We start from the raw sequence: 19,789 nt of genomic DNA on the forward strand, positions 1-19,789 counted from the left end.
TAACCTCTAATCGAATTTCTACCTAGGAATTTCCCAAATAGCTACCTAGGAATTTGCCAATTCCTAGGTAGGAAATAAAAAATTCTTCGGAGGAATCAAATGAAACTTCGGAGGAATCAAAAAATAAGTCCGAAGAATTTGCCCATTTCCTAGGTACTTATTGGGCAAATTTCTAGGTAGGAATTGAGACGAGCTTATTTTTATCCTGCGTCACCCCTGACTTCCCTAGGAAGGTGATACGGTTTATTCGCAAAATCTTCGTACCTTTGAAGAGTTGTACGATGAAGGCTACATAAAGGCTGATACTTACGGCATATCGAAGGGTGTGCTATGCGGAGAATTGCTTGGTTTCTCCTTACGCCGAGCGGTTCTGACGCTATGCCCGTGCCTAGAGGCTTGACGCCTCAGTAGCTATGTCGTAGCGGTGCCAAGAGCAGGTGCCAAGAGCGACCAAAAACAATCAACGATAGTAAGTTCAAAATATATAAACACACAGATCTATGAAAAAATCAATCGATAAAGCAGGGCTCAAAGCTAAGCTGCACGATGGTATGTCTATCATGATCGGGGGATTTCTCGCTAATGGGACTCCTGAGCGTATTGTCGACGTGCTGGTCGAGAGTGGGGTTAAGGATCTCACGATGATCGTCAACGACACCTCCTATCCCGACCGTGGCTGTGGTCGTCTCATCGCCAATAAGCAGGTCAAGCACCTGATCGTCTCTCACATTGGTACGAACCCAATGACCGCTGAGCAGATGAACAATGGCGAGCTAGAGGTCGAGTTTAGCCCTCAGGGTACACTCGCTGAGCGTATCCGTGTGGGTGGCTGTGGGCTCGGCGGCGTCCTGACGACGACTGGACTAGGCACCATCATTGCTGAGGGTAAGAAAGTGATCAACATCAACGGCCAGGACTACCTCCTCGAGCTACCACTACGTGCTGACATGGCTTTCATCAAGGGTACTGTCGGTGACGAGACGGGTAACCTAGTCTACAAGGGTACGACCCAAAACTTCCAGCCTCTGATGGCTATGGCTGCTGACTGTGTCGTTGCTGAGATTGACGAGATCGTCCCTGTAGGGCAGATTAGCCCCGAGGCGGTACATACCTCTGGTATCTTCGTGGACTACATCTTTGAGTAAGTCGCACAGAGACTCTATACACATTCGGGGTACTGTCGTAGGAGCTCCTGAGTAGGCTCCCCCGCAGACAGGCTCTGAGCAATCATTCACTTTAACTTTCCCAGAAAAAATGGCAAATCCAAAATCAATGATCCGTCTACGTATGTCTAGTGCTGATGCGCACTACGGCGGTAATCTAGTAGATGGTGCTAAGATGCTACAGCTCTTTGGCGATGTCGCTACTGAGCTACTTATCATACAAGATGGTGACGAGGGTCTCTTCTGCGCCTATGACAAGGTTGAGTTCTTGGCTCCTGTCTATGCAGGCGACTATATAGAGGCTGTCGGTGAGATAACCAAGGTCGGTAATTCATCACGCCAGATGCAGTTTGAGGCTCGCAAGGTGATCGCTCCACGCACAGATATCAGCGCCTCTGCTGCTGACGTGCTCGCAGAGCCTGTCGTCGTATGTCGTGCACATGGTACCTGCGTAGTACCTAAGAAGTGCCAGCGCAAGTCTTAATCTATACAACTCTCTAAAGCTATGGATAAACTAATCCTAACGGCAGCGATCTGCGGTGCCGAAGTAACCAAAGAGCAGAACCCCGCTGTCCCCTATACGATCGATGAGATCGTCCGCGAGGCTAAGTCCGCCTATGATGCTGGAGCAGCTGTCATCCACGTCCATGTTCGTGAGGACGATGGTACGCCGACACAGTCCAAGGCACGCTTTAAGGAGGCGCTGGACGCTATCTATAAGGTAATCCCCGACGTGATTATCATCCCCTCGACGGGTGGTGCCGTAGGCATGACCGCTGAGGAGCGTCTACAGCCTACAGAGCTGATGCCTGAGATGGCTACGCTAGACTGCGGTACATGCAACTTTGGTGATGATGTCTTTGAAAACACCATCCCCATGATGCGTGCTTTCGGCAAGCGTATGATCGAAAACAAGATCAAGCCTGAGTACGAGTGCTTTGAGATGGGTCACCTAGATACCATCCTGCGTCTAGCTCAGAGAGGCGAGGTGCCTGGAGAGCCTATGCAGTTTAACTTCGTGCTAGGTGTCTTCGGCTGTACACCCGCTACGGCTGACAATCTAGCTTGGCTCGTTAACAACATCCCCGCAGGCTCTACCTGGACGGCCACGGGTATCGGTCGTCATGAGTTCCCCCTAGCAGCAGCTGCTATCGGCATGGGCGGTCACGTACGTGTCGGCTTTGAGGACAATCTCTACCTCTCTAAGGGTGTCCTCGCTAAGAGCAATGGCGAGCTAGTCGCTAAGGCTGCACGCATAGCTCATGAGCTGGGCCGTGAGATCGCTAATCCGGCAGAGGCTCGTCAGATTCTTTCGCTGGCTCCACGCCACTAAAGGGTATTGATTCTTCCCCTATTTACTAATACAATCACATAATCAATCATATCAACTTTATATGCAGAAGAAAGGAAACAAGTATGGCACGCATCGTGTCATCTCCCCTAAGGGCGTGCTCCCACAGCCCGCAGACAAGATCGACAACAACATGGATGAGATCTACGACAACGAGATCCTCATTGATGTACAGACGCTAAACATCGACTCAGCTAGCTTCACACAGATTGCGGAGCAGGCTGGTGGCGACAAGGCAAAGATCGCCGAGATCATGATGGGTATCGTCGAGAAGCAGGGTAAGCACCGCAACCCAGTCACGGGCTCTGGTGGTATGCTCCTCGGTACTGTCGAGAAGATCGGTGATGCGCTCAAGGGTAAGATAGACCTCAAGGAGGGCGACAAGATCGCTACGCTTGTGTCTCTCTCACTGACTCCCCTACGCATTGACAAGATCAAGGATATCCGCCCCGACATTGACCAGGTTGACATCGACGGCAAGGCTATCCTCTTCGAGAGCGGTATCTACGCTAAGATCCCCGAAGACCTACCCGAGAACCTCGCTCTCTCAGCTCTAGACGTAGCTGGTGCACCTGCTCAGGTGGCTAAGCTAGTCAAGCCCGGCGACACGGTCCTCATCATCGGTGCTGGTGGTAAGAGCGGTATGCTCTGCTGCTACGAGGCTAAGAAGCGTGCTGGTGTCACAGGTAAGGTAATCGGACTATGCCACTCACAGCGTAGTACGGATCGTCTGAAGGCTCTCGGCTTCTGCGATTACGTCTTCTCAGCCAATGCAACACAGCCTGTACCTGTCATGGAGGAGATCGAGAAGCTCACCGACGGTAAGATGTGTGATGTCACAATCAATAATGTCAACATCACCGATACGGAGATGACTAGCATCCTCTGCACGAAGGATGATGGTGTCGTCTACTTCTTCTCTATGGCTACAAGCTTTACCAAGGCTGCTCTCGGTGCTGAGGGTGTCGGTAAGGATGTGACGATGATCGTAGGTAACGGTTACACCAAGGGTCACGCCGAGATCACACTGCAGGAGCTTCGTGAGTGTGAGGCGCTGCGTAAGATCTTCACTGAGCTCTATGCTTAAGTGAACTGCTGAGAGATTAGAGTGTATCCAAGACACTCTAATCTCTTAGCCTTTATCGAAATTCAATCCCCTATCAATCACACACACAATGAACGAAAGCAGAAGGAAAGAGTTCTTTCCCGAAGTATCTGACGCTGATTGGAATGATTGGCACTGGCAGGTACGTAACCGTATAGAGACACTGGACCAGCTTAAGAAGTATATCAAACTAACTCCCGAAGAGGAGGAGGGTGTACGTGAGTCGCTCAAGACGATCCGTATGGCTATCACGCCTTACTACCTAAGCTTGATCGACCCCAATGATCCGAACGACCCCGTGCGTAAGCAGTCGATCCCGACGATCAATGAGCTACACGTAAGCCCCGAGGATCAGCTAGACCCTCTGAGCGAGGATGAGGACTCACCCGTACCTGGATTGACACACCGCTATCCTGATCGTGTACTCTTCCTGATCACCGACATGTGCTCTATGTACTGCCGTCACTGCACGCGTCGCCGCTTCGCTGGACAGAAGGATGCTGCCTCGCCTAAGGAGCGCATCGAGAAGTGTATCGAGTATATCGAGCAGACACCTGAGGTGCGCGATGTGCTACTCTCTGGTGGTGACGCTCTGATGGTCAGCGACAAGATGCTGGAGTATATCATACAGCGTCTGCGTGCTATCCCTCATGTGGAGATCATCCGTATCGGATCACGCACCCCTGTCGTATGCCCACAGCGTATCACGCCTGAGCTAGTACAGATGCTGAGTAAGTATCACCCGATCTGGCTCAATACGCACTTTAATCACCCCAACGAGGTGACACGCGAGAGCCGTGAGGCGTGCGAGCGCATGGCTAATGCGGGCATCCCTCTAGGTAATCAGTCGGTGCTACTACGTGGCATCAACGACTGCCCCTCGATCATGAAGCACCTCGTCCATGAGTTGGTCAAGATGCGCGTACGTCCATACTATATATATGTATGTGACCTCTCACGGGGTATCTCACACTTCCGTACGCCTGTCTCTAAGGGTATCGAGATCATCGAGGCTCTACGTGGACATACGTCGGGTTATGCTGTGCCTACCTTTGTCGTTGACGCTCCTGGTGGTGGTGGCAAGACACCTGTCATGCCAAACTATGTGATCTCTCAGTCGCCTCACCGTGTGGTGCTACGCAACTATGAGGGCGTCATCACGACCTACACAGAGCCTAGCGACTATAAGGAGGAGCCCTGTCAGTGTCCTGACTGCAAGAAGGCGCGTCACGAGGGTGTCTACGGACTACTCACGGGCGATCGTCTAGCTATGGCTCCTGAGCATCTAGACCGCAAGGAGCGTAGCCGTAAGTGGCGCGAAGCTCACAAGGGATAAAAGCTCCTCACGCCTTTGATTACGTAGCTCTCCAGATGTCAAATCAACTATTCATGCCATTTGTCGCAAACATAGCTCAGCTTAAGAGTCTCGCTATCGTAGGGACCGCTAAGAATGTGGGCAAGACGGAAAGTCTTAACTACATCCTTGGCGCTCTCCGAGAGCGTCATCCTGAGCTACAGCTAGCCCTGACGTCGATCGGCATAGATGGAGAGCTACGTGATCAGGTGACACAGACGGACAAGCCGGAGATAACCCTCCACGAGGGGATGCGCTTTGTGACGGCGGAGAACTTCTTTCGCAAGAAGCTCCTTCCAGCCGAGATATTTGACATTGATCGCATCTACTCCTCTTCCATCGGGCGACTTATCTATGCCCGAGCACGTGGCATCGGCAAGACGCTCATCGCGGGGCCTCCCTCGACGGGTGGTCTGCGCCGTGTAGTCACGAGGATGAGGCAGGAGGGTGTCGATCTGACACTCATCGACGGAGCGCTCTCACGTCTCTCGCTAGCATCGCCCTCGGTGGCCGAGGGGATGGTGCTGGCTACGGGTAGTGCCTACTCGGCTCAGCCCGAGCAACTCATCAAGCGTATGCGTGAACTGATGCGCCTGATTCGTCTGCCTCAGCTGGCCGACAGAAAGCTTGCCGAGCAGCTCTCAGAGGTGGACAAGGGCGTTCGTCTCTTAACTGATGAGGGGGCTATCGTAGATCCAGGCTTTGCCTCGGCGCTCACGCCCGATATGTGGCGTGACACGACTTGGCTGGCTGAGGGCGATATGCTCTATGTGCCAGGTGTGGTCAGCGATAAGCTACTCAACCAACTGAGGCTCATAAAGCGGCACAGACAGCTTGTGGTCAAGGACTTTACTCGTATCTTTGCATCGGGACAAGCTGTACAGAGTTATCTAGCTACTGGCAGGGAGATCAAGACTCTATATAGTAGTAAGCTCATGGCGGTCACTTTCAATCCCTTAGCCCCCTCGGGCTATCGGCTGGACAGTGAGCGCATGTGCGAGCGACTATCCGAGGCGCTGGAGGTCCCTGTATATGATGTCAGAAGGCTATGAGAGACCTACGTAGTTGTATAGACCAAATAAGCGGACTGCGCTATGTCGTGGAGGAGATGCACTTCAACTCTTCCCCAGGACGTATGGCTATGCTAGCTACGCCCTGGAGTGTCGAGGTGGAGACTATCGAGCAGCGACTGGATGAGGTCGCCCGCTACATAGGTTATCTCTCCGACCGTGAGAAGCAGAAGGGTATGCAAGAGGTGGCGATACACCTTTGCGAGCTGATGAATGTGTCGGGCTCTATCGAGACGATCAGACAGCCTCAGGTCATTTGTAGCGACATTGACCTCTTTGAGATCAAGCGACTGGCGCTCATCGAGGAGAAGGTGCGTCGCCTCACCGAGCAGTATCATCTAGAGATCCTACAGTGCCACACACTCACTGAGGTCGTAGATATACTGGACATTGACGGGGAGCGACTACCGAGCTTCTACATCAGCGATAGCTATAGTACGGTGCTACGCTCGCTGCGCAAGCAGATGGAGCGCACCTCCGAGGAGAGCGAGCGAGACGAGCTGGCTGTCCAATGTGCTATCGAAGAGGACCGTGTGCGCAAGCGTCTCACCGAGGCGCTACACCCTTATGCTGATCAGATAGAGGAGGCGCTCACGGCTTTGGCCCAGATTGACAAGCTTCACGCTATCGCTCAGTGGGCTGTGGCCCATGGGTGCTGCCGTCCTAAACCGATACGCTCTGGCGAGAGCACGTTGACAGATCTGATACACCCAGAGGTGGCTTACCATCTAGCTGAGCGACAGGACAGATTCCAGCCAGTGACGATCTCTTACTCCGATCAGCCTACGCTCATCACGGGGGCTAACATGGCGGGCAAGAGTGTCCTCCTCGCTTCCATAGGACTGGCGCAGTGTCTCATGCAGTTTGGTTGCTACGTGACGGCACAAGAGGCTCAGCTGGTGCCTGTCGATGAGGTGATCTTCTCGATCGGAGATGACCAAGATATCAAGTCAGGTCTCTCATCTTATGGTGCCGAGATGCTACGCCTCAATCGAATCATCGAGTCGGTCAAGGAAGGCAAGCAGGTTCTAGCACTCATTGATGAACCAGCACGCACGACCAATCCCGAAGAGGGTCACGCTCTGGTGAGTGCACTCGTACAGCTCTTCGCTCAGTATGCTGTGCGAGCTATCATTACGACACACTATAGTGGTATCTTGGGGCGATGCCACAGATGGAGAGTACGCGGCTTCGTGGAGGAGCGTCTACGCAAGCCACTCGAGATCAACCAGCTCAATCGTTGTATCGACTACTCTCTCATATACGACACCCAAACCGATGCGCCTCACGAGGCTCTCCGCATAGCAGAGATACTAGGCATGGATAGGGAGCTATTAGATTTATGCGAAAAGAACTTAGCAACAAAGAATGAAGACAAGTAAAGTAGGTATAGACTTTGCCAAAGTGGACAAAGCACGCAACGCCGCCGGCACTATCGCCGAGGAGGTGCAGAGCTTTGTTGACCGCTATACGACTGTTACGGTCGAGCGCACGCTCTGTCGCTTCGTCGGGATTGACGGAGTAGACGAGCATGATGTGCCTCTGCCCAACGTCGTCGTGACACACATTAAGGAGCAGGAGGCTCTCTCAGACGGAGCTTTCTTTTACCTTGCCAACGCAATGCTGGCTACGGGCATGGATCCACAGCAGATCGCTGAGGGGGTAGCTCGTGGTGAGATAAACTTAACCCACTATCCGGCACGCACGCCACAAGAGATAGCCGACGTACTAGAGCCATACATCCTCAAGGGGATGCAGCGCATCGTCGAGCATAGAGAGCGCCGTGAGAACTACCTTAAGACGATCGGTGAGGGCCCTAAGCCTTACCTCTATGTGATCGTTGCTACGGGTAATATCTACGAGGATGTGATCCAGGCACAGGCTGCTGCACGACAGGGAGCTGACATTATCGCGGTGATCCGTACTACGGGACAGAGCTTGATCGACTACGTACCCTTCGGTGCTACGACCGAGGGCTTCGGTGGTACCTATGCGACGCAGGAGAACTTCCGCATCATGCGCAAAGCGCTTGACGAGGTAGGCGAGGAGCGTGGTAAGTACGTGCGTCTCTGTAACTATTGCTCTGGTCTCTGTATGCCAGAGATCGCTATCATGGGAGCTTTCGAGGGACTGGACGTCATGCTCAACGATGCGCTCTACGGTATCCTCTTCCGTGATATCAATATGCAACGAACGATCATCGACCAGTACACCAGTCGTGTGATCAATGGCTTCGCCGGCGTCATCATCAACACGGGTGAGGACAACTACCTCACGACGGCTGACGCTATCGAGCAGGCACACACGGTGCTTGCGTCTGACTTTATCAATGAGCAGTTTGCCCTACGAGCTGCACTCCCTGAGGAGCAGATGGGTCTAGGACATGCCTTCGAGATGGATCCGATGACTGAAAACGGCTTCCTCTTCGAGCTGGCGCAGGCTCAGATGACGCGTGAGATCTTCCCCAAGGCTCCGCTTAAGTACATGCCTCCTACGAAGTTTATGACCGGAAACATCTTCCGTGGTCACATACAGGATGCACTCTTTAATATAATAGGTATCTGGACGCATCAGGGACTACAGCTTCTCGGTATGCCGACGGAGGCTATCCACACGCCTTTCATGAGCGACCGCTTCCTCTCGATCGAGAATGCGCGCTACATCTTCAACAACATGCGCTCCATCGGTGACGAGGTTGAGTTTAAGAAGGATGGTATCATCCAGAGCCGTGCTCGTGAGGTGCTAGACAAGACACTAGACCTCCTCGAGGAGATCAAGGGCGAGGGACTCTTTACCGCGCTCTCTAAGGGTATCTTTGCAGATATCAAGCGTCCCCTGGACGGAGGACGTGGGTTGGACGGTGTCAAGCCAAAGAGCGAGCGCTACTACAACCCGACACTGGAACTAATGAAGAACCGTAAGATACAAGGCAAGCTATGAGTGGAGGACTATATTCAATGGAGGCGAAGGACTTTGACCGTACCCTCGACCTTTCGCAAGTAAAGCCTTACGGTGACACCATGAACGATGGTAAGGTACAGCTGAGCTTCACGCTGCCTGTACCTAAAGGGGCTGAGGCCGAGGAGGCCGCTAAGCTCCTACTTAAGGAGATGGGACTACAAAACCCGATGGTTGTCTTCTCAGAGGAGCTGACCAAGGGCTTTACCTTCTTCAATTGTTATGGTAGTTGCACCCATACGGTTGACTACTCCAATATTTACGTGCCCAAGGTCGAGTCGACCACATGGAGCATGGAGGAGACCGACGAGTTTATCCGCACACACATCGGACGCAAGCTGGTCGTGCTAGGAGCTAGTACAGGAACCGATGCGCACACGGTCGGTATCGATGCGATCATGAATATGAAGGGCTTCGCAGGTCACTACGGCCTAGAGCGCTACGACATGATTGACGCCTACAACCTCGGTAGCCAGGTGCCCAACGAGGAGCTCATTGCCAAGGGTATCGAGATGAATGCCGATGCCCTCCTCGTCTCGCAGACTGTCACGCAGAAGGATGTACACATCAAGAACATGACCGAGTTCATCGAGCTCATCGAGGCTGAGGGCTTACGCGACAAGATGATCGTCATCTGTGGCGGACCACGTATCTCGCACGAGCTCGCCAAGGAGCTAGGCTTTGACGCTGGCTTTGGAGCCAACACCTTTGCCGACGATGTGGCTTCCTTTATCTGTCAGGAGATCGTGCGTCGCAAAGAGGCTGCCGAAGGTAAGTAGTACTCAGCCCGCTATAACTAAGAAGTAATATAAATCAAGGTATAATACGATATGGAACTAGACAAGAATCAAGTCAGAGAGGTTATCGCCAAGCGCGTAGCCCTAGAACTAAAGGATGGCGATGTCGTCAACCTCGGCATCGGTCTACCCACGATGGTACCCAACTATCTCAAGCCAGACGTGCATGTGATGCTACAGTCTGAGAATGGTATGATCGGTATGGGAGGTGCTCCCGCTCCAGGCCAGGAGGATCCCCTTTGGATCAATGCTGGTGGTGGTGCTATCACTGCTGTGCCAGAGGCTGCCACCTTCGACAGTGCTACCTCCTTTGGTATCATCCGTGGAGGTCACGTGGATGTAAGCATCCTCGGTGCACTACAGGTCGATGAGGCTGGTGACCTAGCTAACTGGATTATCCCTGGCAAGCTCGCCCCCGGTATGGGTGGTGCTATGGATCTGCTCGTAGGTACACGCAAGGTGATCCTTGCTATGACTCACACTGCCAAGGGCAAAGCCAAGATCCTCAAGAAGTGTACTCTGCCGCTCACAGCAGCTGGTCAGGTAGACCTCATCATCACCGAGCTATGCGTCATCGAGGTACGCAAGGGTCAGGGACTCTACGTCACAGAGATTCGTGACGGCGTCACACGTGAGGAGATAGAGGCAGCCACCGAGGCTACGCTACACTACGTGGACGATGTCAAGCCCATGCGTCAGTAGTCCTACTACACTACTTCTAGAGCCTGCCGCCCTCGGGCGACAGGCCTTATCAAGCAACAACACACTATTATAGACAATCATATTTCAAACTATGGACTTTAGTAAGACCCCACAAGAGGAGCTATTCTTGCAAATGATCAGGGAGTTTGCAGAGAAAGAGGTTAAGCCTCTCGCTGCAGAGATCGATGAGCAGGAGCGCTTCCCCATTGAGACTGTTCAGAAGATGAGCAAGCTGGGCATCATGGGTATCCCCATTCCCAAGGAGTACGGAGGATCAGGCTCTACCGTACAGATCTACACGATGGCCGTCGAGGAGCTCAGCCGTGTCTGTGCTACCACAGGCGTTGTCGTCTCTGCCCACACATCACTATGCTGTGATCCTATCATGAGCTTTGGTACGGAGGAGCAGAAGAAGCATTATCTACCTAAACTAGCCTCTGGCGAGTGGATTGGCGCATTTGGTCTCACGGAGCCCAATGCTGGTACAGACGCTTCCGCACAGCAGACCTTTGCTGTCGAGGAGGAGGAGTGCTACATACTCAATGGTAATAAGATCTTTATCACCAATGCTGAGTACGCTCACGTCTACATCATCTTCGCTATGACGGACAAGAGCAAGGGCAACAAGGGCATCTCAGCCTTTATCGTTGAGAAGGACGACCCTGGCTTTACTGTAGGTAAGCATGAGCTCAAGCTCGGTATCCGTGGCTCCGCTACGTGCGAGCTGATTATGGAGAATTGCCGCATCCCCAAGGATCGTCTCCTCGGCAAGGTAGGCGGTGGCTTCAAGGTAGCCATGCACACCCTCGATGGCGGACGTATCGGTATCGCTGCTCAGGCGCTCGGTATCGCTCGTGGCGCTATGGATGAGACTGTCAAGTATACCAAGGAGCGCAAGCAGTTTGGTCGCAGCATTGCTAAGTTCCAGAACACCCAGTTCCAGCTAGCAGACCTCAAGGCTCGTATCGACTGCGCTAGCCTGCTCGTACGTCGTGCAGCGTGGTGCAAGGACAATGGTCTCTCTTACAACCTAGAGGCAGCCGAGGCTAAGCTCTTCTGCGCTGAGACCGCTATGGATATGACGACAAAGGCTGTACAGTTCCACGGTGGCTACGGTTACACCCGTGAGTATCCTGTAGAGCGTATGATGCGTGATGCTAAGATTACCGAGATCTACGAGGGTACCAGCGAGGTACAGCGTATGGTTATCGCAGCGCACCTACTCAAGTAATGACCCCTTAGGACACTTATTAGACATATGAAGATTATAGTATGTATCAAGCAGGTACCCGATACCACTGAGATCAAGCTTGACCCCGTCAAGGGCACACTGATCCGTGATGGCGTACCCAGCATTATGAACCCCGACGATAAGGGGGCACTCGAGCAGGCTCTGCTCCTCAAGGATCAGTTTGGTGCTGAGGTGAGCGTCATCACCATGGGACCTCCCCAGGCTACCGCCATCCTTCGTGAGGCTTTTGCTATGGGTTGCGACAAGGGTTACCTCATTTCAGATCGTCGCTTCGGAGGTGCCGATACCCTCGCCACCAGCTATACCATCTCTCATGCACTCAAGACGCTTGATTACGATATCATCCTAGCAGGTCGTCAGGCTATCGATGGTGATACAGCACAGGTAGGACCTCAGATCGCTGAGCAGCTAGACCTGCCTCAGATCACTTACGTAGAGCATGTAGACTATGATGGCAAGAAGACCCTGACCGTCATGCGCAATGTCGAGGAGGGACACGAGACCCTAGAGGTTGATACTCCCTGTATGCTCACCTTCCTAGCATCTGCTTACCAGCCTCGCTATATGAATGTCAGCGACATCATGACCGCCTTCGACAAGGAGATCACCACGCTGACGGCTGACAGCTTCCCCGTCGAGGAGGAGCGTCTAGGACTCAAGGGCTCTCCCACGCGTGTCAAGAAGTCCTTCACCAAGGGGGCCAAGGCTATGGGCACTCTCTACGAGGAGCTCACACCTGAGGAGGCCGCTGATTTGATTATCGAGAAACTTAAAGAGAAATTCATCATCTGATATGGATAAGACACAGTATAAAGGAATTCTAGTCTTCGCTGAGCAACGCGAAGGCGTCATCCAGAATGTAGCCTTTGAGCTCATTGGCAAGGCACGTGAGCTAGCCGATCAGATCAACGAGCAGGTCACAGCCATCCTATGTGGCTATCAGGTCAAGGGTCTAGCCGACCAGCTCATCCATGCAGGTGCTGATCGTGTACTAGTCGTCGATGACCCCAATCTCAAAGATTATCTCACCGAGCAGTACGCACAGGCAGTCTATCACATCATCACCGTCTACAAGCCTGAGATCGTCCTCTTTGGTGCTACCACCATCGGGCGTGACCTAGCTCCACGTCTCTCTGCTCGTCTACGCACTGGACTCACGGCAGACTGTACGTCTCTAGAGATCGGTGAGGATCGTAACCTCATGATGACCCGCCCCGCTTTCGGTGGTAACCTTATGGCAACCATTCTCTGCGATCAGAATAGACCCCAGATGTCTACCGTACGCCCAGGCGTCATGCGTCGCAAGGCCGACGACAAGACACGCACCGGCGAGGTTGAGGAAGTCAAGGTACCCTTTGACGAGCGCCGCTTTAAGGTACGCCTCGTCAGCAAGAAGCACGAGACCAAGAACATGGTCGACATCACCGAGGCTAGCGTACTCGTATCTGGCGGACGTGGTGTAGGTACCGACGGTGGCTTTGACAAGCTCAAGGCTCTCGCACAGACCATCAAGGCTGAGGTATCCTCCTCACGTGCTATGGTCGATGCTGGTATCATCGGACATGAGAGACAGGTCGGACAGACTGGTAAGACCGTACGTCCTGACATCTACTTCGCATGTGGTATCTCAGGAGCTATCCAGCACCTCGCTGGTATGGAGGAGTCGGAGTACATCATTGCCATCAACAAGGACAAGTTTGCTCCCATCTTCCAGGTAGCCGACCTCGGTATCGTAGGTGACCTGCACAAGGTACTGCCCGTCCTCACTGAGCGTCTCAAGACGCTTCAAGCTAACAAGAAGTAAACACTCCATACTGCCATGACAGACTTCCAGACCATACATTATAGTGTCGGTGCCAATGGACAGATCGGTACCCTAACGATCGATCGCCCCGAAGCACTCAACGCACTCTCTACGCAGGTACTCAGTGAGCTCGAGATCGTCATCGATCAGATCGCTCAGGAGCGCACCCTGCGCGTCCTCGTCATCACAGGAGCCGGACGCTCCTTTGTTGCGGGGGCTGACATCGCTGAGATGGCAGAGCTAACGCCCCAGGAGGCACTCGCCTTCGGAGAGCGTGGCGCTCGTGTCTTTCGCAAGGTAGAGCTGCTCTACTGCCCCGTCATAGCTGCGGTCAATGGCTTTGCACTCGGAGGTGGCTGCGAGCTATCCCTATCGTGCGACCTACGCATCGCCAGTGACAAGGCTAAGTTTGGTCAGCCCGAAGTCGGTCTAGGCATCCCCCCAGGCTTCAGTGGCACACAGCGTCTACCCCGTCTCATCGGGGCAGGCGCCGCCAAGGAGCTCATCTACACCGCGCGTGTCATCAAGGCAGACGAGGCACTCACTCTAGGACTGGTCAACCGTGTCGTAGAGCCTGACGCCCTTATGCCCACCGTGACCGAACTGGCTGAGGAGATAGCGAGCAAGTCGCCACACGCCGTAGCGATCTCTAAGCGAGCTATCAATAGGGGACTGCAGAGTGATATAGATACAGGCATTGCCATCGAGAACGATCTCTTTAGCAACGCCTTCGCACATCCCGAGCAGCGCGAGGGTATGTCCGCTTTCTTAGAGAAGCGCAAACCACAATTCTAAAACTTACTAGAGCGTGTCGCACTCCTGTGGCACGCTCTATTTTAAACCAATAACTCTATGAAAATAGTCGTATTAGGCAATGGCACCATGGGTGCAGGCATCGTGCAGACGATGGCCCAGAAGGGTCTCGCCGTCACGATGAAAGGACGTAGCAACGAGTCACTCGACCGTGCTATGCAACGTATGAACAAAGGGCTCAACCGCCTCGTCGAGAAGGGCAAGATGACCGCCGACGATCTCAAGCAGATCATCGGACGCATCACCGTCACGACAGACTATGCCGACATCGCTCAGGCTGATCTCGTTATCGAGGCTATCTCTGAGGAGATGGAGGTCAAGAAGGAGATACTCCGCGAGATCGATGGTCTCGTCCAGCCCTCAGCAATCTTTGCTACAAACACCTCTTCGCTCAGCATCACCGAGCTAGCCAGCGTCACCAAGCGTCCTGAGCAGGTCATCGGTATGCACTTCTTCAACCCCGTACCTGTCATGAAGCTCGTCGAGGTCATCAGTGGTCAGTGCACCTCTGAGCAGACACTCCAGACGACCCTCACACTCTGTGAGCAGCTCGGCAAGACAGCCGTCAGAGTGAGCGAGGCTCCAGGCTTTGTCGTCAACCGTATCCTCATCCCGATGATCAACGAGGCTATCGGTGAGTATGCCGATGGCGTTGCCACCGTCGAGGAGATCGATACCGCTATGCAGCTCGGTGCCAACCATCCTATGGGACCGCTCGCACTGGGTGACTTCATCGGTCTAGACGTCTGCCTAGCCATCATGGAGGTGCTCAACAACGAGTACGCCGATCCCAAGTATCGTCCACACCCCTTGCTCCGCAAGATGGTTCGTGCCGGACAGCTCGGACGCAAGAGTGGCAAGGGCTTCTACGACTACTCCAAGAAGTAGTCCGTTTCCCCTAGCAGAGACCGTAGCCACTGCACGCAGTCTCTGATTAAATCAAGAACGAGGGAGTATCGCCAGCAGGTGATGCTCCCTCGCTTTGTTTGTAAAAGGGTGGAGTCTCGGATAGACTCTTATAAGATGCGAACCTTATAAGACGTAAGGAATAGTCTCATCATCAACTACGACGAGAATCTTCTCTCCAGATGTCATTGGCAAGGCTAGATCATAGCTCTCGACAAAGGAAGTCGCCTCCACGATTGTCGTGCCATCAGCACGGTAAATGGTCAGATCGTGATGCTTACCATCAGCTACACGTATGGTCAGTCCTAGCTGATTTCGAGAGATTTGCAGATCAAGAGGTGTCGTCCTAGACGCTTCAATCGTCTTATTACCGGTAAAGCCATTGATAGCCTCACAGATGCCTGAGTGGTGGAAGCGGTACACATCACCATTGGGCGCTGTATAGCATAAGGGTATGCGTGTCTCGTAGCCATAGCCTCCGGTACTCTCTTCAGTCCTAATACCCGCAAATAAAAAGCCAAAGGAGTAGCCGATGCCCTCTATCCAGTAAACTTCATTAGCTGGTAGCGGGATGCCCGTCATATCCTTCATAATATAGACTAAGCGATCAGCATCATACAGGTGTCTTGTCTCAATAGCTGAAACGACTAGTGTATAGCGACTTTTCGTAGACTCACGCTGAGCTGTCGACCCATCAATGTCGTGAAGAGTAACCTGATCTCCTACCTTGAGGTTATAGTCCCAGAGCACATATTCTGGGGTTTCATCTTTTGCCCCTCCATTGACGCCACTCTTGTGTCGCGCATAAATCTTTCCGCCCGTTAGATCCTCTCTCAGGTAGGTGTAGCTGTACCCGTAGTCGGTCTTATCACCTAAGACAAAGTAGGTCTTACCATCTATTGTCTCTAGCTTCGTCAGAGCGTATCGCTCTGTACTAGAGTTCCAATAGTTCCAATGTTCAGGCTTTTCACTAGTCTGGCAGTATCTTCCGAAGACGACTTTGTAGACCATCCACTTGGCTCCCGCCTGTATGGTGGGGATGGTCGGATGCGTCTTTGGGGTGGGCGGCGTCTCTTGAGCTGATAGGCCCCAAAGGCTAGAAATGAGGACAACTAATGTAGCTGTGATTAGATTGGTGATACGTCTCATAATTGTTATTGGGCTATAGGGTGTGGATTCTCAGAGCATTTATTTGGATGGTCGTACCTCGTGCAGGGGAGTGATGTCACAAGGCAAATCGTTGTAATGAGCTGTACTAGTGATGTCGCTTGTAGCAGTCGCGACTGCAAGTTATACTATTCCCACTAAATATGCAAATGTTTGATTCCGACCTCAGTTTCAGCAACTCTATCAATGAACGTGTCGTCGGTGAGATGTTTCCAAAAACTTTCTAAGGGAGGAACAGGGGTGACGCATTATAAAAACGCACTCGTCTCATTTCCTACCTAGAAATTGCCCAAATTCCTCCGTAGATATTTTTGATTTGCTACCTAGGAAATGGCAAATTCTTCGGACTTATTTTTTGATTCTTCCGAAGTTTCATTTGATTCCTCCGAAGAATTTTTTATTCCCTAGGTAGGAATTGGGCAAATTCCTAGGTAGCTATTTGGCAAATTCCTAGGTAGGAATTCCGTTCTTCGGGAGAAAGGTGTAATCAGAGAGGTCTCGTAGACACTGTGTAGCGATAATCGAAATGCCTATTTCCTAGTTATCGTCATGTGCCACTTCTAGACGGCTGATTATAATGCGTCAGCCCTGAAGGGAGGAAAGATAGTTTTCCAAGGGAGGAAACCTTTTAGAGGTCGTGGCGTAACAGCCATTGAATGAAATAGTCGTACCTTCGCAGTGTCTTTAGGTAGACAGATCTATAGAACAGACGCAAAATGATACCACAATACAAGAGTAATCCACCACAGTGGACAGAGATATACAGCCAGTCTAACCTTCCCGCAGAGCTGCAATCGCTCAAGGACTTGACGATGAACTTATGGTGGTCTTGGCAACCACGTGCTATACGACTCTTTCAGTCGATCGACCCTGAGCTATGGGCGCAGACTGATGGCAATCCTCGCTGGATGCTTCACCTCCTAGGGGCGGAGCGTATAGCGGAGCTCCGTCAGGATCAGCACTTCCTCGCAGAGGTGCAGGCACTGTACGATGAGCTGCAGACCTATCTGCAGGAGCGTCCCGATGAGACGCGTCCCTCGGTCGCTTACTTCTGCATGGAGTACGGCATTAGCAATACGCTGCACATTTACTCGGGCGGACTAGGCATCCTCGCGGGTGACTATGTCAAGGAGGCGAGCGACAGCAATGTCCGATTGACAGCTGTGGGGCTCCTTTACCGTTACGGTTACTTCACGCAGAGCCTTGATCCGAGTGGTAATCAGGTTGCGCACTATGTGCCGCAAAACTTTCACAACCTGCCCCTTGAGCCCGTACTCAACGAACGAGGTGAGCGTCTGACGCTACATCTAGAGATGGCTTCACTGCCGGTCGTTTGTCAAGTGTGGCGCGTGCCTGTAGGTCGCGTGTCGCTCTATCTGCTGGACACGGATGTGCCTGAGAATGGGGATCTGGCGAAGAGCATCACCCACAGCCTCTATGGCGGCGACTGGGAGAATCGTCTCCGCCAGGAGTACCTCCTAGGCATCGGTGGTACGATGCTGCTCAAGCAGCTCGGCATCACGTGCGATGTGTACCATATGAATGAGGGACATGCAGCCTTTATGAATGTGGAGCGACTGGTCAATCTGGTGGAGGATAGGGGCTTGCCCTGTGACGTAGCGCTGGAGGTGGTACGCGCCTCTTCGCTCTATACGGTGCATACGCCTGTACCAGCAGGGCATGACTACTTTGAGGATGCCTTGATCGATCGTTACTTCACGCCCTTCTATAGTCGTCTGGGCATCTCTCGGGATGAGTTTATCCAGCTGGGCAAAGATAGCCACGGGAGCGGAGGTAAGTTCTCCATGAGCGTCCTAGCACTGCATACCTCGCAGGAGGCCAATGGTGTGAGCAAGCTCCATGGCGATGTGTCGAAGCGCATGTTTGCTCCCGTGTGGGAGGGCTTCTTCCCCGAGGAGAGCCACGTCTCCTATGTGACGAATGGGGTGCACCTGCCTACCTGGGCAGCGCCTGAGTGGCAGCAGTTCTTCGTCCGTCACTTCGGAGCCGACTATCTGAGCCATCAGTCTCAAGAGGAGATGTGGGCTAAGATCATGAGCGTGCCGAGTGAGGAGATACGTCAGATACGCCAGCGACTCAAGAGACGACTGATACAGCACATACAGAGCACGATCATAAAGACCCACGGAGAGATAGGACTGCCACCACAGCTTGCTAAGGCAACGCTCGATGAGCTAGAGGAGCGGGCCCTTTACATAGGCTTCTCACGCCGCTTCGCCACTTACAAGCGTGCTCATCTGCTCTTTGAGGATCTAGAGACTTTGGCAAAGATCCTGGACAATAAAGAGCGTCCTGTCCGATTTATCTTTGCGGGCAAGGCGCACCCTGCCGATGGCGGTGGGCAGGCGCTCATCAAGCGCATCATAGAGGTGAGCCGTATGCCGCAGTTTGTCGGTAAGATCATCTTCCTGCCCGACTATGACATAGAGCTTGCCAAGACGCTTATCCCGGGAGTCGATGTATGGCTCAACAATCCGACGCGCCTCATGGAGGCCTCTGGTACTTCTGGCGAAAAGGCCGAGATGAACGGGGTACTCAACCTCTCCGTACTGGACGGCTGGTGGTACGAAGGCTACAGGGAGGGCGCCGGCTGGGCACTCTCGGCAGAGTCTACCTACATCGATCAGCATCTGCAGGATCAGCTCGATGCGATGACGATCTATCAGCTCATAGAGCAGGAGATCGTACCCGCTTACTATACCGACACGCTCGCTGGTTGCTCGGATCGCTGGGTAGACTATATCAAGCGCTCGATGCTCTACATAGCGCCACACTTTACGATGCGCCGCATGCTGGACGACTACTACGAGCGCCTTTACAATAAGCTGGCGGTACGCTCCGAGCTCCTAGAGCATCAGGGCTACCAGCAGGCTCGTGATATCGTTGCTTGGAAGCAACGGGTCGCTGCCACCTGGGATACGATCACTGTCCAGGAGGCGACCTTCGAGGGGGTCATGCGAGAGCCAAACTATGATGGCCAGCCTAGCGATCCGACCTTTAAGGTGACGATCGATGCGGGACAAGTGGAGGCCGATATCGTTGCCGAGCTGATTGTCACGACGCGGAACGAGCTGACGGGCGAAGTAAGGTATGTGGGCAAGGATCTCTTTCACGAGGTGATGCCACGCATGGGGACGATTCGTACCTATGAGCTAACGGTGCCGTCGGCTCGGCCTGGTAAGTATCAGATAGCGGTGCGTCTGCGTCCTTATCTGCCCGAGCTACCTCATCTGATGGACTTCGCTTACGTTCGCTGGATCTCTTTCTGAGTGCTGGCTGTTGGCTGTTAGCTGTTAGCTCTTGGCCTTTGGCCTTTGGCTGTTGGC

At 53.0% G+C, this 19,789-nt stretch carries 17 protein-coding genes; 16 read left to right on the forward strand and 1 reads right to left on the reverse strand.

All coding sequences use genetic code 11. From position 1 onward, the window contains the following. Positions 1-500: 500 nt before the first annotated feature. From L215_RS0107000 to L215_RS0107070, 15 genes are all read left to right on the forward strand, one after another. Complete coding sequence (locus L215_RS0107000) at positions 501-1,145, forward strand: CoA transferase subunit A (protein ID WP_025882784.1); 645 nt, start codon at positions 501-503, stop codon at positions 1,143-1,145. A 109-nt stretch (positions 1,146-1,254) separates the two neighbouring features. Beyond that, positions 1,255-1,647: a 3-aminobutyryl-CoA ammonia lyase gene (kal, locus tag L215_RS0107005; protein ID WP_025882785.1), complete on the forward strand. Its 393-nt coding sequence runs from the start codon at positions 1,255-1,257 to the stop codon at positions 1,645-1,647. A 21-nt stretch (positions 1,648-1,668) separates the two neighbouring features. Continuing rightward, entirely contained in the window at positions 1,669-2,496 is an 828-nt protein-coding gene (gene kce / locus L215_RS0107010) for a 3-keto-5-aminohexanoate cleavage enzyme (protein WP_025882787.1), read from the forward strand. A 61-nt stretch (positions 2,497-2,557) separates the two neighbouring features. Next, positions 2,558-3,601 (forward strand): L-erythro-3,5-diaminohexanoate dehydrogenase, encoded by a 1,044-nt coding sequence (gene kdd, locus L215_RS0107015; RefSeq protein WP_004330801.1) that lies wholly within the window; start codon positions 2,558-2,560, stop codon positions 3,599-3,601. 88 nt (positions 3,602-3,689) lie between these two features. Then, positions 3,690-4,955, forward strand: a complete 1,266-nt coding sequence (gene kamA / locus L215_RS0107020; protein WP_007364490.1) for a lysine 2,3-aminomutase — start codon at positions 3,690-3,692, stop codon at positions 4,953-4,955. 53 nt (positions 4,956-5,008) lie between these two features. Next, positions 5,009-6,025, forward strand: coding sequence for a lysine 5,6-aminomutase reactivase subunit KamB (gene kamB / locus L215_RS0107025; RefSeq protein ID WP_025882793.1), 1,017 nt, complete (start codon positions 5,009-5,011; stop codon positions 6,023-6,025). Then, positions 6,022-7,425 (forward strand): lysine 5,6-aminomutase reactivase ATPase KamC, encoded by a 1,404-nt coding sequence (kamC, locus tag L215_RS0107030; protein WP_027451545.1) that lies wholly within the window; start codon positions 6,022-6,024, stop codon positions 7,423-7,425. The genes kamB and kamC overlap by 4 nt, the downstream gene beginning before the upstream one ends. Further along, positions 7,412-8,983 carry a lysine 5,6-aminomutase subunit alpha gene (gene kamD, locus L215_RS0107035; RefSeq protein ID WP_027451546.1) on the forward strand — a complete coding sequence of 524 codons (1,572 nt, stop codon included), beginning with the start codon at positions 7,412-7,414 and terminating at the stop codon, positions 8,981-8,983. Before kamC ends, kamD begins: the two co-directional genes overlap by 14 nt. After that, the gene (gene kamE / locus L215_RS0107040; RefSeq protein WP_025882794.1) at positions 8,980-9,780 is read left to right on the forward strand and encodes a lysine 5,6-aminomutase subunit beta; all 801 of its coding nucleotides are present in this window, start codon (positions 8,980-8,982) and stop codon (positions 9,778-9,780) included. The genes kamD and kamE overlap by 4 nt, the downstream gene beginning before the upstream one ends. Positions 9,781-9,831: 51 nt before the next feature. Further along, positions 9,832-10,500 (forward strand): 3-oxoacid CoA-transferase subunit B, encoded by a 669-nt coding sequence (locus L215_RS0107045; protein WP_025882796.1) that lies wholly within the window; start codon positions 9,832-9,834, stop codon positions 10,498-10,500. Positions 10,501-10,591: 91 nt separating this feature from the next. Further along, the gene (locus L215_RS0107050; protein ID WP_025882797.1) at positions 10,592-11,731 is read left to right on the forward strand and encodes an acyl-CoA dehydrogenase; all 1,140 of its coding nucleotides are present in this window, start codon (positions 10,592-10,594) and stop codon (positions 11,729-11,731) included. Positions 11,732-11,758: 27 nt separating this feature from the next. Next, entirely contained in the window at positions 11,759-12,544 is a 786-nt protein-coding gene (locus L215_RS0107055; protein ID WP_027451547.1) for an electron transfer flavoprotein subunit beta/FixA family protein, read from the forward strand. A gap of 1 nt (position 12,545) precedes the next feature. Beyond that, positions 12,546-13,556, forward strand: a complete 1,011-nt coding sequence (locus tag L215_RS0107060) for an electron transfer flavoprotein subunit alpha/FixB family protein (protein ID WP_025882798.1) — start codon at positions 12,546-12,548, stop codon at positions 13,554-13,556. Between the two features lie 15 nt (positions 13,557-13,571). Further along, entirely contained in the window at positions 13,572-14,351 is a 780-nt protein-coding gene (locus L215_RS0107065; protein WP_025882799.1) for an enoyl-CoA hydratase-related protein, read from the forward strand. 57 nt (positions 14,352-14,408) lie between these two features. Continuing rightward, positions 14,409-15,257 carry a 3-hydroxybutyryl-CoA dehydrogenase gene (locus tag L215_RS0107070; RefSeq protein WP_007364457.1) on the forward strand — a complete coding sequence of 283 codons (849 nt, stop codon included), beginning with the start codon at positions 14,409-14,411 and terminating at the stop codon, positions 15,255-15,257. A 144-nt stretch (positions 15,258-15,401) separates the two neighbouring features. On the opposite strand, the gene L215_RS0107075 is transcribed toward L215_RS0107070, so the two are convergent. Further along, a complete protein-coding gene (locus L215_RS0107075; RefSeq protein WP_025882802.1) occupies positions 15,402-16,424 on the reverse strand; it encodes a hypothetical protein in 1,023 nt (340 codons plus the stop codon). A 734-nt stretch (positions 16,425-17,158) separates the two neighbouring features. On the opposite strand from L215_RS0107075, the gene glgP reads away from it, so the two are divergent. Next, positions 17,159-19,732 (forward strand): alpha-glucan family phosphorylase, encoded by a 2,574-nt coding sequence (gene glgP / locus L215_RS0107080; protein WP_027451549.1) that lies wholly within the window; start codon positions 17,159-17,161, stop codon positions 19,730-19,732. The last annotated feature ends 57 nt before the right edge of the window (positions 19,733-19,789 follow it).

It is taken from the genome of Porphyromonas uenonis DSM 23387 = JCM 13868, from assembly GCF_000482365.1.
Lineage (GTDB): Bacteria > Bacteroidota > Bacteroidia > Bacteroidales > Porphyromonadaceae > Porphyromonas > Porphyromonas uenonis.

Bases quoted from the DNA above. Each gene is read 5' to 3' on its own strand.
- L215_RS0107000 (WP_025882784.1), top strand. From the start codon at position 501: ATGAAAAAATCAATCGATAAAGCAGGGCTCAAAGCTAAGCTGCACGAT.
- kal (WP_025882785.1), top strand. From the start codon at position 1,255: ATGGCAAATCCAAAATCAATGATCCGTCTACGTATGTCTAGTGCTGAT.
- kce (WP_025882787.1), top strand. From the start codon at position 1,669: ATGGATAAACTAATCCTAACGGCAGCGATCTGCGGTGCCGAAGTAACC.
- kdd (WP_004330801.1), top strand. From the start codon at position 2,558: ATGCAGAAGAAAGGAAACAAGTATGGCACGCATCGTGTCATCTCCCCT.
- kamA (WP_007364490.1), top strand. From the start codon at position 3,690: ATGAACGAAAGCAGAAGGAAAGAGTTCTTTCCCGAAGTATCTGACGCT.
- kamB (WP_025882793.1), top strand. From the start codon at position 5,009: ATGCCATTTGTCGCAAACATAGCTCAGCTTAAGAGTCTCGCTATCGTA.
- kamC (WP_027451545.1), top strand. From the start codon at position 6,022: ATGAGAGACCTACGTAGTTGTATAGACCAAATAAGCGGACTGCGCTAT.
- kamD (WP_027451546.1), top strand. From the start codon at position 7,412: ATGAAGACAAGTAAAGTAGGTATAGACTTTGCCAAAGTGGACAAAGCA.
- kamE (WP_025882794.1), top strand. From the start codon at position 8,980: ATGAGTGGAGGACTATATTCAATGGAGGCGAAGGACTTTGACCGTACC.
- L215_RS0107045 (WP_025882796.1), top strand. From the start codon at position 9,832: ATGGAACTAGACAAGAATCAAGTCAGAGAGGTTATCGCCAAGCGCGTA.
- L215_RS0107050 (WP_025882797.1), top strand. From the start codon at position 10,592: ATGGACTTTAGTAAGACCCCACAAGAGGAGCTATTCTTGCAAATGATC.
- L215_RS0107055 (WP_027451547.1), top strand. From the start codon at position 11,759: ATGAAGATTATAGTATGTATCAAGCAGGTACCCGATACCACTGAGATC.
- L215_RS0107060 (WP_025882798.1), top strand. From the start codon at position 12,546: ATGGATAAGACACAGTATAAAGGAATTCTAGTCTTCGCTGAGCAACGC.
- L215_RS0107065 (WP_025882799.1), top strand. From the start codon at position 13,572: ATGACAGACTTCCAGACCATACATTATAGTGTCGGTGCCAATGGACAG.
- L215_RS0107070 (WP_007364457.1), top strand. From the start codon at position 14,409: ATGAAAATAGTCGTATTAGGCAATGGCACCATGGGTGCAGGCATCGTG.
- L215_RS0107075 (WP_025882802.1), bottom strand. From the start codon at position 16,424: ATGAGACGTATCACCAATCTAATCACAGCTACATTAGTTGTCCTCATT.
- glgP (WP_027451549.1), top strand. From the start codon at position 17,159: ATGATACCACAATACAAGAGTAATCCACCACAGTGGACAGAGATATAC.